The organism is Pseudomonas sp. 58 R 12, from assembly GCF_900005865.1.
GTDB classification, from domain to species: Bacteria; Pseudomonadota; Gammaproteobacteria; order Pseudomonadales; family Pseudomonadaceae; genus Aquipseudomonas; species Aquipseudomonas tritici.
Window position 1 is genome coordinate 169998 of sequence record NZ_CVTP01000016.1, and the last position, 13712, is coordinate 183709.

The window sequence follows — 13712 nt, forward strand, 5'->3', positions numbered from 1 at the left end:
GAGATCAAAATGTGGGAGCTGGCTTGCCTGCGATAGCGGTGGCACATTCACTGAATAGGTTGAATGGGCCGCCCTCATCTCAGGCAAGCCAGCTCCCACATTTGATTGCATTTCAGATCGATATTTTGTGAGGACATTGCTGTGCGCTCGACCGAAGTTGTGATCATTGGCGCCGGCGCCGCAGGCTTGATGTGCGCACTGACCGCCGCCGGGCGTGGGCGCAAGGTGATGCTGATCGACCATGCAAACAAGGCCGGCAAGAAGATCCTGATGTCCGGCGGTGGCCGCTGCAATTTCACCAATATGTACACCGAGCCGGCCAATTTCCTTTCGCACAACGCGCACTTCTGCAAGTCCGCCCTGGCGCGCTACACCCAGTGGGATTTTATCGGCCTGGTGGCCAAGCACGGCGTGCCGTACCACGAGAAAAAGCTCGGCCAGCTGTTCTGCGATAACAAATCCAGCGACATCCTCGGCATGCTGCTCGACGAGTGCATCCAGACGGGCGTGGAGATGCACCTGGACACCTCGATCCAGGAGATCGCCAAAGTCGACAGTGGTTACCAGTTGCAGACCACGCTGGGTGAGCTGCGCTGCGAGTCGTTGGTGATTGCCACGGGCGGCTTGTCGATTCCAACCCTCGGCGCGACCGGTTTCGGCTATCAAGTCGCCAAACAATTCGGTCATGAGCTGCTACCAACCCGCGCCGGGCTGGTGCCGTTCACCATCACCGACCAGCTCAAGGACTTGTGTGCAGAGCTGTCTGGCACCTCGGTGGATTGCCTGGTCAGCTGCAACGACCAGAGCTTTCGCGAGAACATCCTGTTTACCCACCGCGGCCTGAGCGGGCCGGCGATTTTGCAAATTTCCTCGTACTGGGAGTCCGGCGACACGGTGGAGATCAACCTGCTGCCCGACCACGACGCCCACAGCTGGCTGCAACAGCAACAGACCGAGCGCCCTAACAGCGAGCTGAAAACCCTGCTGGGTGAGATCTTCACCAAGAAGATGGCCAACCTGCTGGCGGAAACCTGGTTTGTGTCCAAGCCGATGAAGCAGTACACCCATGCCGAGATTGCCGATATCGCGCAAAAGATTGGCAGTTGGCAACTGGTGCCGGCGGGCACCGAGGGCTATCGCACCGCCGAGGTGACGCTGGGTGGGGTGGATACGCGGGAAGTGTCTTCCAAGACCATGGAGTCGCTGAAAAGCCCTGGTTTGTACTTTATTGGTGAAGTGTTGGATGTAACCGGTCACCTGGGTGGCTTTAACTTCCAATGGGCGTGGGCCTCAGGTTACGCGGCCGCACAGTACGCCTGACGAAAGGATGTACTCGGTCAAAATGGGGTGTGGCTGGAATAAATTTTGCTGTTAGATGTGATCGCTACGCTTGCCGTGGCGTCCTTGATAGCTCAATTTAACGGCATCGTCCCGGAAGACTCCAGACTTCATGTCATCGACCTCGTTCAAGCAGTCCATGCGGCGCCTGTGGGCGCTGGATAAATTCAGCTACAGCATTCGGGTGTTCATCGCCCTCACCGGCAGCATGGCGTTGTGCTGGTACCAAGATGAAATGACGCTGCTGATCCCGCTGTTCCTGGGGATTATCGCCAGTGCACTGGCCGAGACCGATGACAGTTGGCAGGGCCGCCTCAACGCCCTGGCAGTCACGCTGGTGTGTTTCAGCATCGCCGCACTGTCGGTGGAGCTGCTGTTCCCTTATCCCTGGATCTTCGCGATCTCCCTGGCACTGGCCACCTTCTGCCTGACCATGCTCGGCGCCTTGGGCGAACGTTATGGCGCGATTGCCTCGGCGACATTGATTCTGTCGGTGTACACCATGATCGGTGTGGACCAGCGCGGTGGCGCCGTCTCGGACTTTTGGCATGAGCCGCTGCTGTTGGTGGCCGGCGCCGCCTGGTACGGCGTGCTGTCAGTCCTGTGGCAGGCGCTGTTTTCCAACCAGCCGGTGCAGCAGAGTCTGGCGCGGTTGTTTCGCGAACTGGGGCGTTACCTCAAGCTCAAGTCGTCACTGTTTGAACCGATTCGCCAGTTGGATGTAGAGGCGCGACGCCTGGAACTGGCCCAGCAAAACGGCCGGGTGGTGGCGGCGCTCAATGCGGCGAAGGAAATCATCCTGCACCGCGTGGGCAATGGCCGCCCAGGCTCGAAAGTCAGCCGTTACCTGAAGCTGTACTTCCTCGCCCAGGACATCCACGAACGCGCCAGCTCATCCCACTACCCTTACAACGCGCTGGCCGAAGCCTTCTTCCACAGTGACGTGCTGTTCCGTTGCCAGCGCCTGCTGCGTCAACAGGGCAAGGCCTGCCAGGCCCTCGCCGAGTCGATCCAACTGCGCCAGCCGTTCATCTATGACGACAGCTTCGCCGAAGCGCTGGGCGACTTGAATGCGTCCCTGGAACACCTGCGCATCCAGAGCAACCCCGCCTGGCGCGGCCTGCTGCGGTCGTTGCGCGCCCTCGCGGCCAACCTGTCCACACTCGACCGCCTGCTGGGCGACGCCAGTAACCCCGACAGGCTGGCTGATGCCACCGACAGCAACCTGCTGGACCGTGCGCCGCGCAACCTCAAGGAAATGTGGACGCGGTTGCGCACCCAACTCACGCCAACATCACTGCTGTTCCGCCATGCCTTGCGCCTGTCCCTGGCGTTGACCATTGGCTACGGCACCCTGCATGCCATCCACGCTTCCCAGGGCTACTGGATCATCCTCACCACGCTGTTCGTGTGCCAGCCCAACTACGGCGCGACACGGCGCAAGCTCGGCCAACGGATCATCGGCACCGCCATCGGCCTCACTGTGGCCTGGGCACTGTTCGACCTGTTCCCGAGCCCCCTGGTGCAGTCGATGTTCGCCATCGCCGCCGGCCTGGTGTTCTTTATCAACCGTACGACCCGCTACACGCTGGCCACGGCCGCCATCACCCTGATGGTGCTGTTCTGCTTCAACCAGGTGGGTGATGGTTACGGGCTATTCCTGCCACGCCTGTTCGATACCTTGCTCGGCAGCTTGATTGCGGGCCTGGCGGTATTCCTGTTCCTGCCGGACTGGCAGGGCCGACGCCTGAACAAGGTGCTGGCCAACACCCTGACCTGCAACAGCATCTACCTGCGTCAGATCATGCAGCAATACGCCGCCGGCAAGAGCGACGACCTGGCCTACCGCCTGGCCCGTCGCAATGCGCACAACGCCGATGCGGCGCTGTCCACCACCTTGGCGAACATGCTGATGGAGCCTGGGCACTTCCGGAAGGAGGCGGACGTAGGATTCCGCTTCCTGGTGCTGTCGCACACCTTGCTCAGTTACTTGTCAGGGCTGGGTGCGCATCGCGAAACACAGTTGCCGGCCGAGGTGCGCGAGCATCTGATCGACGGCGCCGGCAATACCTTGGCGGCGAGCATCGATGAAATCGCTACAGGGCTGGCGAACAAACAGCCGATTGCGATTCAAAGCGATGCCGAGGAAGCGTTGGCGGCCGATCTGGAGCAGATGCCGGATGAGATTGATGAAGGGCAGCGGTTGGTGCAGACGCAGTTGGCGTTGATTTGTCGGCAGTTGGGGCCGCTGCGCACGTTGGCGGCGCATCTGATCAAAGATACCAGCGCGGTCTAAACCGCTTGCTCGCGAAGAGGCCCGCGGGAGCCCTACATCCCATGCTGCTTCATCAACCGCGCATAACTCCCATCCGCCTTCATCCTGGCAATTTCCCGATCAAAGCTGGCGACAATCTGCGCATGCTCAGGGTTTTTCAGGCTGACCAGAATATGCAGGCTGTTTTCACTTAGCGGCTTGGGTAAAAACTCCACCGCATCGCGCACCCGTGCCGACTCCCGGGAAAGGAAAAAACGCGCCACATATTCATCCTCCACCGTCATCCGAACCCGCTGCGCCGCGAGCATACGCACGGCCATGGCGAAGTTATGCACTGGGACTTTCTGCAACTGCGCATCCCCATCGAACGCCGCCGAATAGGCATACCCGCGCACCACAGCGATGGGATAGTCGTGCAGCTGCTCTAGGTTCTGGAAATCGATGGGGTCGTCCCGGCGCTTGATGAAACGCACGCGGTTGAGCAGGTACTCGCCGGAGAACTGCCCCAGTTGAGTGCGAGCATCGTCGTACCAGGCGTTGACCAGCACGTCGTAGCGCCCATCGCCCACGCCCATCAACGCACGGGCCCAGGGCACCTGTTCAAAATCACTGGCATAACCCGCACGGGCCAACGCGGTGCTGACGATATCGGTGGCAAGCCCGCCGTTGATCAATGTGGCGTCAGTAAAAGGTGGCCATGCATCCGCTACCAGGCGCAAACGCTGTGCAAATGCAGGCTGGGCCAGCAACAACACTCCAATCAAAGCAACGGCACGAGAGAATCGCGGCATGCTCAAGTCCTAGGCAGGCAGGCGGTGGCCTTAGCTCAGGCAGCGCCTGAGGTTCTAACAGTAGCTCAGATTACACAAAGAAACCGGTGCCGAGCGCACTCAATGATGGCAATTTGATTTCACTCACAAAAATAACGGATTTAGACACACACGGCGGTCGCGCTTACTATCCGGAACAGACATTTATAAGAGAACACGTCATGACAGTTGAATGGGTCTGCAAACATCACGACGACTTGGGCAAGGAGCAGCTTTACGCCATCTTGCGCTTGCGCAACGAGGTCTTTGTCGTGGAGCAAAAATGCCTTTACCAGGATCTTGACGGGCAGGACTTGTCGGGCGACACCCACCACCTGATGGCCTGGCAGGATGATCAACTCGTGGCGTACCTGCGCCTGCTGGACCCGGAGTCCCAGGGCGGCGATGTGGTGATCGGCCGAGTGATTGTGGCGCCCGTGGCGCGCGGCACCGGGCTGGGGCATCGGATGATGGAAGAGACGCTGGAGCGGATTGCCGATATATGGCCGCAGACGCCGATATTTCTGTCAGCCCAGGCGCATTTGCAGGGGTACTACGGGCGGTATGGGTTCGTGGTGGCGGGTGACGAATACCTTGAGGATGATATTCCACACATTGGTATGCGGCGCGCTTGAGGGCCTCATCGCAGGCAAGCCAGCTCCCACACTTGAGTGTACTCACACGTCAAAAATGTGGGAGCGGGCTTGCCCGCGATAGCGTCAGCCCAGTCGCCGCCGACCTTCAGGGATAACCCAACACCTGCTTGATCACCGCCAGATTCTTCTCGATCCAAACCCGATCAATCGCCCCCCAGTTGCGAATCCGATAGTGCCCCGCATGATTGCGCGCACCGTCTTCCTGCTCGAACTCACACACGATATCCAGATCGGCCAACGCCGCAATCGTATCCTGCGCCGTGCGCCGGGGCATGCCGGTGGCGTCGGTCAGCGCCGGGACGTTGCTCGCCTGCCCACTGTCGATCAAGTAGGCCACATACAGGCGGCGGTAAAAGCTGCTCTTGGTCTTGCTCACATCCATGGTCGGTCACCTTGTGCGGTCAGGGTTTGCCCTGCAGGTCGCGGTACGTGAGGTAGACCCGCAGGTCGAATTCCACCTGATGGTAGCCCGGCATCATGTACTCACAGAGTTTGTAGAACGCCTTGTTGTGGTCCGATTCCTTGAAGTGGGCCAGTTCGTGCACCACGATCATGCGCAGGAACTCTGGCGCGGCCTCCTTGAACAGCGCGGCAATGCGGATCTCTTTCTTGGATTTCAGATTGCCGCCCTGTACCCGCGAGATCGTGGTGTGCAGGCCGAGGGCGCGGTGGGTCAGGTCCAGGCGGTTATCGAACAACACTTTGTCGATGGCCGGCGCATTACGCAGGTGTTCCTGCTTCAAGGCCAACGCGTACGCGTACAGGGCCTTGTCGCTCTGCACGGCGTGGCGTTCAGGGTAACGTTGCTCCAGGTAAGCACCCAACTGGTCCTTGGCGATCAGCTGGCGCACTTGCTCTTGGAGAGCTGTGGGATAAGCCTGGAGGTACTTCAGCGCGGTCATGGGGTCTGCAACAGGGTTCGGATGGGCGCCAGTGTAGCGAATTCAGCGCACGCGAGCGCGCGACCAGTTGGCGACTTCCTCGGCCATCAATGGCTGCGCCGCCAATGGGCCCTGGATAAACGTGCACCCATTGGCCTTGAGCCATTGAGCTTGTTCTTGGGTTTCTACGCCTTCGGCGATCACCAGTACATCGAAATGCCCGCATAGCTCGATAATGCTACGGGCCATCACCGCGTCCCGTGCGGAGCCCGGCAGGCGCGCGACCAATTGCGGGTCGAGCTTGAGGGTGTCGAACGCTAAATCGCGAAGATGCGCCAGGGAACAGTTGCCTAAACCAAAATCGTCCAGCGCAGTGCGCACACCGAGCTGGCGCAGCAACTTCAGTTGCTTGGTCGACTCTTCCAGGTTACTCATCAGGCTGTCTTCACTGATTTCCACCTCCAGCTGGCGCCCCTGCAACCCATGTCGTTCGAGTACCTGCTGCAGTTGGGTCGCCAGGTTGGGCATATTGAACTGGTTACTGCTCAGGCTCACGCTCAGCACCAGCTCATTATCAAAGCTGGCCTGCCATGCCTGAAGCTGGGCGGCGACCTGCTGGTAAATCCAGGCGCTCAGTTGGCTGATCAACCGCGCTTCTTCCAGCAATGGCAAGAACAACCCAGGCGGCACATCGCCAACACTCGGATGCTGCCAGCGCAACAGTGCTTCGACACCGCGCAAACGCCCGTCATCCAGGGACACCTGAGGCTGATACACCAAGATGAAATCCTTGTTGTGTATCGCCGTGCGTACGCTGTCTTCCAGCATCAGGCGCGAACGGGCGCGGCCATTCATTTCCTGGTCGTAATAGCGATATTGCTGACGGCCCGCACGCTTGGCCTCGTACATGGCGATGTCGGCGGCGCGCAGCAGGCCATTCAAGTCCGAGCCGCAATCCGGAAAAGTGGCGATACCAATACTGACGCCGAGCATCACTTCCAGGCCGTCCACCTGATGGCAGATCGACACGCGCTCGATCAGTTTTTCCGCAATCTTCGCCGCCTGTTCTGGGAATTCCAGCTCCAGCAGCGCGGTAAATTCATCGCCGCCCATGCGCCCGAGAATGTCGTAGGAGCGCAGGCAACCTTGCAATTGCTCCGACACCCAACGCAGTACCCGGTCGCCTGCGTCATGCCCAAGGGAGTCGTTGACGCGTTTGAAGCCATCCAGGTCCAGGTACAGCAACACCAGGGCCTGGTCAGTTCGCTCGCTGCGCAGCAGGGTGTTCTCCACTGCCTGGTGGAAACCGCGCCGGTTCAGCAGCCCGGTCAACGGATCCGTAACTGCCTGGAACTCCAGTTGCTGATGCAGGTGGCGCACCTCGGACATGTCCAGCACCGTCACTACCATCGCCTTCTGCTCGGCGGGCAACGGCGCGCAAGACAACGCCACCGGCACCTGCTGGCCACGATTGGTACGCAGGAGCGCATCGTGCAGGCGCCAGGTGTCACTCTGGCGGTAAGCGGCATACATCAGCGAGTCCGGCCAGGTCTGAACATGAGGCTTTTGCAGGAACCCCAGGAATTCCTGGCCCTGCAGTTCGTCCATCGGGGCATTGAGCAAACGTGATATCGCCGGGTTGGCGTACTCGATCACGCCCTCCTCACTCACCACTAGGATGCCTTCGGCGGCGTTGTCCAACACCGAGGCATTAAAGGCGCGAGCGGACTCCAAATCATGACTCAGGCGCTGCAAGGCCCGGCGATTGCGCTGATGCTCCAGTAACGCCTGGACCTTGGGCTTGAGGATGTGCGGGTCAAAGGGTTTGAACAGGTAATCGATGGCGCCGATGGCGTAGCCTTCCTGCACGGCGGCAGGCGACTGGACGTTGGCGCTGAGGAAGATGATCGGCGTCATCCGCGTACGTTGGCTGCCGCGCATCAGGCGGGCCACTTCAAAGCCATCCATGCCGGGCATCATCACATCCAGCAACACCAGGTCGACTTCGTGCGCCAGCAACAACTCCAAGGCCTCTACGCCGGAGCTCGCAGTGACGACCTTCCAATCGTCACGCTGTAAAAGTGCACGCATGCTGATCAGGTTTTCCGGATAGTCATCGACCACCAAGAGAACCGAACTGCCATCGCCGTGGTGTGGAGCGCATTCCATGCTACGAATCTTCCTTAGGAGCTGCTCCGGTCACTTCTGGGAAAAAACCCGGACATACAATGAGGCCTCACTCTATCCCCGGTTCCGAAAAATCAGAAGTAACCGCAGTGCCATCATTGCGTCAAAGTTCAGGAAGCCGACTAACGGTCAGTGCCTGGAGGCCACGGCCCATGGGAAACATGGCTTTTTGGCATTCCCCTGGCGCCAATAATTTGCCAGCGTTTAATTAACAAGCGGGTGGCGACCGCCTATAAAGAACCTGTCTGGCCCAAGGGCCATAGCCTACACCCCTCTGTAAAAAGGCCTACGCCCATGATTGACCTTTCCACCTGGAACCTGAGCATCCCCGTCGGCTCCCCGCCCGCGACCATCGACACCCCCAAGCTGATGAGCGGCTTCAAAGACCAATACTTCCAGGCCGAAGGCAGCAACGTGCAATTCTGGACCCCCGTCACCGGCACCCGCACGGAAAACGCCGTGTACCCACGCAGCGAACTGCGCGAAACCTACGCCGACGGGCGTCTGCGCAACTGGACCTACCCGGATGCCGACAACTTTTTGCGTGCCACCCTGACGGTCAACCAAGTGCCCTCCACCGGCAAGGTCGTGATTGGGCAGATCCACGCCTATGACAGCCAGAAACCGTTGATCAAGCTGGAGTACCAATTCAAGGAGAAGACCCAGGCCGGCAACATCGTCGCCAAGGTGCGCATGCGCCCGGATGACGGTGAAGGTCGGGTGATTACCGTCGCGTCGAATGTGCCGCTGGAGAAGAGCTTTACCTATGTGATCAATCTCAACAAAGCCGGGCTGCTCAGTGTGTATGCGGCGGATGGAGAGTGGAATGAACGCATTGGTGCGGCGTGGGGGTCAAAGCCGTTGTACTTCAAGGCCGGGGCGTACGTACAGGACAACAGTGGGAATACCAAGGAAGGCGCGCGGGTGACGTTTGCTAAATTGGATATTGATCACGAGTAAGCATCGACTCCTGTCTTGCAGGCCTAGTCCTAACGAGCCCACAGATCATTCGCACGCTTGAATACGCCAATGATCCGTGTGGGAGCCGAACTTTGGCGAGCGCGACCTGAACAACGTAGCCAATACGGCGCGGATTCTGGTGCAGGACGTGAGTGATGCGTTTCGCGTAATCGAATACCGTGGTTTTGATAAGCCCACCGCAGCCTGATCAAATTCCAGGCAAAAAGAAGCCCGCATCACTGCGGGCTTCCTTTTAAACGCCTAGGCTCAATTCACCTTAGCGTTCAACTCACCTTTCAGGTAACGCTGATACATCGCCTCCAACGAAACCGGCTTAATCTTCGAAGCATTCCCCGCCGTGCCAAACGCTTCATAACGCGCGATGCACACATCACGCATAGCGGTCACGGTGGCACCGAAGAACTTACGCGGGTCAAACTCGCTTGGGTTGGTGGCCATCAGGCGACGCATCGCACCGGTGGAGGCCAGGCGCAGGTCGGTGTCGATGTTGACCTTGCGCACGCCGTACTTGATGCCTTCGACGATCTCTTCAACCGGTACGCCGTAGGTTTCTTTGATGTCGCCGCCGTACTGGTTGATGATCGCCAGCCACTCTTGCGGCACCGAAGAAGAACCGTGCATCACCAGGTGGGTGTTGGGGATGCGTTTGTGGATTTCCTTGATGCGGTCGATGGCCAGCACGTCGCCAGTGGGCGGCTTGGTGAACTTGTAGGCGCCGTGGCTGGTGCCGATGGCGATGGCGAGGGCATCAACTTGGGTCTTCTTGACGAAGTCGGCGGCTTCTTCCGGGTCGGTCAGCATTTGGCTGTGATCCAGCACGCCTTCGGCGCCGATGCCGTCTTCTTCGCCGGCCATGCCGGTTTCAAGCGAACCCAGGCAGCCCAACTCGCCTTCAACCGACACGCCGCAGGCGTGAGCCATGGCGACGGTTTGTTGGGTAACGCGTACGTTGTACTCGTAGTCGGTTGGGGTCTTGCCGTCTTCGCCGAGGGAGCCGTCCATCATCACCGAGCTGAAGCCCAGTTGGATGGAGCGCTGGCACACGTCAGGGCTGGTGCCGTGGTCCTGGTGCATGCACACCGGGATGTGCGGGAATTCTTCGATCGCGGCGAGGATCAGGTGACGCAGGAACGGTGCACCGGCGTATTTGCGCGCACCGGCCGAAGCCTGGACGATCACGGGGGAGTCGGTCTTGTCAGCGGCTTCCATGATGGCGCGCATCTGCTCAAGGTTGTTGACGTTAAAGGCTGGGACGCCGTAGCCGAACTCGGCTGCGTGGTCCAGCATTTGACGCATGCTGATAAGTGCCATTGTGTTGTCTCTCCCGGTCGAGGGTCGTTAATCGTGCAAGCCTGCCGTAGCGGCGGCTGCTATTCAAGTTATTGCGGGTCAGGGTTTGCATGCCTGGCCTGCTGAATCGTTATTGCAGTGTCCGGTTCGCAACTTATGTCACTGTGGAACCGGATTAATGTGCGAGCTGGCTTGCCTGCGATAGCGGTGTATCAGTCAATATTTTTTTTGCTGACCCTCCGCCATCGCGGGCAAGCCCGCTCCCACAGTTGGATCTCATCAAATTTGAGACCTTATTGGGCTTTGCAACCGCGCCCGATCAAATCATCAGTCGCGACCCAGTAAACCAGGCCTTCCTCACCCTTTGTGTGAAACGCCAATTGGTCGTTGGCATACAACACGCCCGAGGCGGCAACGTCCTGTTTGAGGCGGTAGACCTGATCAGAACCGCCGAGGCGTACATCCACCTCACTGCGGGCCTGGTTGGCAAAGCGCCAGTTGACCTCGGCCTTGCTGTCGCAGGTCCAGGTGGTCCACTTATCGGCCGTTTCTGCCTTGTTGAACATATTCATGCTGCTGCAGCCGGCCAACAGGGCCAGGGCTGCCAGGGCGAAAACACCTTTCATTGCCAATCCTCACACGGGGGCCTTGGGCCACCGATGCAGTCGGTTAGTTGATCAGACCCGTCAAGGGCAACCCTGTTCCTGACCGTTGGGCGCGGAGTCGTATTGCTCCAGCCGCTCGTTGCCAAGGCGCTTGTTAATCACCGGCATGGTCTCGGCTTGCCAGTCAGCCTGGTAGCAGCTTTTTTTCGGCTGCGCTCCCGGCTTTCCAGGCTCAGGCGCAGCGCTTGGCGTGCTACCGCAGCCGGCCAGCAGGCCCGCTGCGATCACCAATGCCAACGACTTGATCATGGGAATACTCCTTTTCCGGATCACGCGCCTTAACCTTTGGCTCGGGTTTCCAGCACTTCAACGGCAGGCAGCACTTTGCCTTCGACGAATTCAAGGAATGCGCCGCCACCGGTAGAAATGTAGGAGATCTGGTCAGCAACGCCATATTTATCGATGGCGGCCAGGGTGTCGCCGCCGCCGGCGATGGAAAATGCCGAGCTTTCGGCAATCGCCTTGGCCAGCACTTTGGTGCCGTTGCCGAACTGGTCGAATTCGAACACGCCAACCGGCCCGTTCCACAGGATGGTTTGGGAGGCTTTCAGCAATTCGGCGAAGTTGGCGGCGGTTTGCGGGCCGATATCCAGGATCATATCGTCGTCAGCCACGTCGGCGATGAGCTTGACGGTGGCTTCGGCGCTTTCAGCAAACTCCTTGGCAACCACCACGTCGACCGGCAATGGCACGCTGACTTTGGCGGCAATGGCGCGGGCGGTGTCGAGCAGGTCCGGTTCGTACAGGGACTTGCCCACCGGATGACCGGCGGCAGCCAGGAAGGTGTTGGCAATGCCGCCGCCGACGATCAGTTGGTTGCAGATCTGGCTCAGGCTGTTGAGCACGTCCAGTTTGGTGGACACCTTGGAGCCGGCAACGATGGCAGCCATCGGTTGCGCCGGAGCCCCCAGCGCCTTGCCCAGTGCATCCAGTTCAGCGGCCAGCAACGGGCCAGCAGCGGCGACCTTGGCGAACTTGGCCACGCCGTGGGTCGAGCCTTCGGCGCGGTGGGCAGTGCCGAACGCGTCCATCACGAACACGTCGCACAGCGCAGCGTATTGCTGGGCCAGTTCGTCGCTGTTCTTTTTCTCGCCTTTGTTGAAGCGCACGTTTTCGAACAGCACGATGTCGCCGGCTTTAACGTCGACGCCACCCAGGTAGTCAGCCACCAGCGGTACGTCGCGGCCCAGGGCTTTGCTCAGGTAATCGGCGACAGGCTTGAGGCTGTTTTCCGCGCTGAACTCACCTTCGGTCGGGCGACCCAGGTGGGAGCAAACCATCACGGCCGCGCCTTTTTCCAGGGCCAGCTTGATGGTCGGCAGCGAGGCCAGGATTCGCGCATCGCTGGTGACAACACCGTCCTTGACTGGGACGTTGAGGTCTTCGCGGATCAGTACGCGCTTACCTTGCAGATCGAGGTCGGTCATCTTCAACACGGTCATGGGTCGCAGTTCCTGAATTACTGTTGAGGTTGTTTAGAGGCAATGTGCAGATAATGTTCCGCAACATCCAGCATTCGGTTGGCAAAGCCCCATTCGTTGTCGAACCAGGCCAGGATGTTCACCAGCCTCGGGCCGGAAACGCGGGTCTGGCTGGCATCGACAATCGCCGAATGCGGGTCATGGTTGAAATCACAACTGGCGTGGGGCAACTCGGTGTAGGCCAGCAAACCTTTGAGCGGACCGCTGGTGGCGGCGTCGCGCAGGATTCGGTTGACCTCCGTCGCATCGGTGTCGCTGACGGTCTGCATCGTGATATCCAGACAGGACACGTTCACCGTCGGCACCCGTACGGCTTTGGCCTGGATTCGCCCGGCAAGTTCCGGCAGCAGTCGCTCGATGCCACGCGCCAGGCCTGTAGACACCGGAATCACTGACTGAAACGCAGAACGCGTGCGGCGCAAGTCTTCGTGGTGATAGGCGTCGATCACCGGCTGGTCGTTCATCGCCGAGTGAATCGTGGTGATCGACACGTAATCCAGGCCAATCGCCTGATCCAGCAGGCGCAACAGCGGCACGCTGCAGTTGGTGGTGCAGGAGGCGTTGGACACCAGCAACTCGGCGCCGGTCAGGCAATCCTGGTTGATGCCGTAGACGATGGTGGCATCCACGTCCGCCTCGCTGGCCATCGGCTGGGAAAACAGCACACGCGGTGCGCCGGCGTCGATAAAACGCTGGCCGTCGGCGCGGGTGTGATAGACACCGGAGCATTCCAGCACCAGGTCGACGCCCAGTGCTTTCCAGTCGATGCCTTCGGGGGTGGCACTGCGCAAGACTTGCACGCAGCTGCCATTAATATGGAGACAGTCGTCCTCAACCCGCACTTCGCCGGGGAACCGGCCGTGGGTGGAGTCAAAACGTGTCAGGTATTCGATGCTGGCCATGTCGGCCAGATCGTTGATCGCGACAATTTCAAACCCGGCTGCCGCCCCTCGCTCGAACAGCGCACGCAAGACGCAACGACCAATGCGGCCGTAGCCGTTGAGTGCAACTTTGTAGGGACGCGGTTGAGGCATGGGGTTCTCGATCAATGTGAGTTCGGTGTTGAATGTTCTGACGCCATCGCGGGCAAGCCCGCTCCCACATTAGACCGCGATCCAAATGTGGGAGCGGGCTTGCCCGCGATGGCGC

At 59.8% G+C, this 13712-nt stretch carries 13 protein-coding genes and 1 pseudogene; 5 read left to right on the forward strand and 9 right to left on the reverse strand.

Going from position 1 to position 13712, the window contains the following annotated elements; genetic code table 11:
- Nucleotides 1-141: 141 nt before the first annotated feature.
- On the forward strand, nucleotides 142-1320 hold the full coding sequence (locus tag BFP95_RS10090; RefSeq protein ID WP_065909964.1) for an NAD(P)/FAD-dependent oxidoreductase: 1179 nt from the start codon (nucleotides 142-144) through the stop codon (nucleotides 1318-1320).
- 130 nt (nucleotides 1321-1450) lie between these two features.
- Nucleotides 1451-3634, forward strand: coding sequence for a YccS family putative transporter (gene yccS / locus BFP95_RS10095; RefSeq protein ID WP_065871888.1), 2184 nt, complete (start codon nucleotides 1451-1453; stop codon nucleotides 3632-3634).
- A 32-nt stretch (nucleotides 3635-3666) separates the two neighbouring features.
- On the opposite strand, the gene BFP95_RS10100 is transcribed toward yccS, so the two are convergent.
- On the reverse strand, nucleotides 3667-4404 hold the full coding sequence (locus BFP95_RS10100; protein ID WP_065871889.1) for a substrate-binding periplasmic protein: 738 nt from the start codon (nucleotides 4402-4404) through the stop codon (nucleotides 3667-3669).
- Nucleotides 4405-4604: 200 nt separating this feature from the next.
- On the opposite strand from BFP95_RS10100, the gene BFP95_RS10105 reads away from it, so the two are divergent.
- Nucleotides 4605-5057, forward strand: a complete 453-nt coding sequence (locus tag BFP95_RS10105) for a GNAT family N-acetyltransferase (RefSeq protein ID WP_065871890.1) — start codon at nucleotides 4605-4607, stop codon at nucleotides 5055-5057.
- A 106-nt stretch (nucleotides 5058-5163) separates the two neighbouring features.
- Here BFP95_RS10105 and BFP95_RS10110 read toward each other — a convergent pair whose 3' ends face one another.
- Genes BFP95_RS10110 through BFP95_RS10120 form a run of 3 tightly spaced genes read right to left on the reverse strand, consistent with a single transcriptional unit; the run spans nucleotide 5164 to nucleotide 8128 of the window.
- On the reverse strand, nucleotides 5164-5460 hold the full coding sequence (locus BFP95_RS10110; protein ID WP_065909968.1) for a winged helix-turn-helix domain-containing protein: 297 nt from the start codon (nucleotides 5458-5460) through the stop codon (nucleotides 5164-5166).
- Nucleotides 5461-5479: 19 nt separating this feature from the next.
- Nucleotides 5480-5980, reverse strand: coding sequence for a M48 metallopeptidase family protein (locus BFP95_RS10115; RefSeq protein WP_065871892.1), 501 nt, complete (start codon nucleotides 5978-5980; stop codon nucleotides 5480-5482).
- A gap of 42 nt (nucleotides 5981-6022) precedes the next feature.
- Complete coding sequence (locus tag BFP95_RS10120) at nucleotides 6023-8128, reverse strand: putative bifunctional diguanylate cyclase/phosphodiesterase (protein WP_065909970.1); 2106 nt, start codon at nucleotides 8126-8128, stop codon at nucleotides 6023-6025.
- A gap of 312 nt (nucleotides 8129-8440) precedes the next feature.
- Between BFP95_RS10120 and BFP95_RS10125 the strand changes: the two genes are divergently transcribed.
- Nucleotides 8441-9106, forward strand: a complete 666-nt coding sequence (locus BFP95_RS10125) for a polysaccharide lyase family 7 protein (protein WP_065871894.1) — start codon at nucleotides 8441-8443, stop codon at nucleotides 9104-9106.
- Nucleotides 9107-9191: 85 nt separating this feature from the next.
- Nucleotides 9192-9314 (forward strand): annotated as a pseudogene (locus tag BFP95_RS10130) (fructose-bisphosphate aldolase); the annotation flags it as partial.
- A gap of 59 nt (nucleotides 9315-9373) precedes the next feature.
- Here the strand turns inward: BFP95_RS10130 and fba are convergent.
- The 5 genes from fba to epd form a co-directional block, all read right to left on the reverse strand.
- Entirely contained in the window at nucleotides 9374-10438 is a 1065-nt protein-coding gene (fba, locus tag BFP95_RS10135) for a class II fructose-bisphosphate aldolase (RefSeq protein WP_053128086.1), read from the reverse strand.
- Nucleotides 10439-10710: 272 nt separating this feature from the next.
- Complete coding sequence (locus tag BFP95_RS10140) at nucleotides 10711-11043, reverse strand: MliC family protein (protein WP_065871895.1); 333 nt, start codon at nucleotides 11041-11043, stop codon at nucleotides 10711-10713.
- Nucleotides 11044-11103: 60 nt separating this feature from the next.
- On the reverse strand, nucleotides 11104-11331 hold the full coding sequence (locus BFP95_RS10145) for a hypothetical protein (RefSeq protein WP_065871896.1): 228 nt from the start codon (nucleotides 11329-11331) through the stop codon (nucleotides 11104-11106).
- 29 nt (nucleotides 11332-11360) lie between these two features.
- Nucleotides 11361-12524 carry a phosphoglycerate kinase gene (locus BFP95_RS10150; RefSeq protein ID WP_065871897.1) on the reverse strand — a complete coding sequence of 388 codons (1164 nt, stop codon included), beginning with the start codon at nucleotides 12522-12524 and terminating at the stop codon, nucleotides 11361-11363.
- A 17-nt stretch (nucleotides 12525-12541) separates the two neighbouring features.
- The gene (epd, locus tag BFP95_RS10155; protein ID WP_065871898.1) at nucleotides 12542-13597 is read right to left on the reverse strand and encodes an erythrose-4-phosphate dehydrogenase; all 1056 of its coding nucleotides are present in this window, start codon (nucleotides 13595-13597) and stop codon (nucleotides 12542-12544) included.
- Between the last annotated feature and the right edge of the window lie 115 nt (nucleotides 13598-13712).

What these genes read in the sequence shown, in the direction of transcription:
- yccS (WP_065871888.1), top strand. Translation starts at nt 1,451, where the DNA reads ATGTCATCGACCTCGTTCAAGCAGTCCATGCGGCGCCTGTGGGCGCTG.
- BFP95_RS10100 (WP_065871889.1), bottom strand. Translation starts at nt 4,404, where the DNA reads ATGCCGCGATTCTCTCGTGCCGTTGCTTTGATTGGAGTGTTGTTGCTG.
- BFP95_RS10105 (WP_065871890.1), top strand. Translation starts at nt 4,605, where the DNA reads ATGACAGTTGAATGGGTCTGCAAACATCACGACGACTTGGGCAAGGAG.
- BFP95_RS10110 (WP_065909968.1), bottom strand. Translation starts at nt 5,460, where the DNA reads ATGGATGTGAGCAAGACCAAGAGCAGCTTTTACCGCCGCCTGTATGTG.
- BFP95_RS10115 (WP_065871892.1), bottom strand. Translation starts at nt 5,980, where the DNA reads ATGACCGCGCTGAAGTACCTCCAGGCTTATCCCACAGCTCTCCAAGAG.
- BFP95_RS10120 (WP_065909970.1), bottom strand. Translation starts at nt 8,128, where the DNA reads ATGGAATGCGCTCCACACCACGGCGATGGCAGTTCGGTTCTCTTGGTG.
- BFP95_RS10125 (WP_065871894.1), top strand. Translation starts at nt 8,441, where the DNA reads ATGATTGACCTTTCCACCTGGAACCTGAGCATCCCCGTCGGCTCCCCG.
- fba (WP_053128086.1), bottom strand. Translation starts at nt 10,438, where the DNA reads ATGGCACTTATCAGCATGCGTCAAATGCTGGACCACGCAGCCGAGTTC.
- BFP95_RS10140 (WP_065871895.1), bottom strand. Translation starts at nt 11,043, where the DNA reads ATGAAAGGTGTTTTCGCCCTGGCAGCCCTGGCCCTGTTGGCCGGCTGC.
- BFP95_RS10145 (WP_065871896.1), bottom strand. Translation starts at nt 11,331, where the DNA reads ATGATCAAGTCGTTGGCATTGGTGATCGCAGCGGGCCTGCTGGCCGGC.
- BFP95_RS10150 (WP_065871897.1), bottom strand. Translation starts at nt 12,524, where the DNA reads ATGACCGTGTTGAAGATGACCGACCTCGATCTGCAAGGTAAGCGCGTA.
- epd (WP_065871898.1), bottom strand. Translation starts at nt 13,597, where the DNA reads ATGCCTCAACCGCGTCCCTACAAAGTTGCACTCAACGGCTACGGCCGC.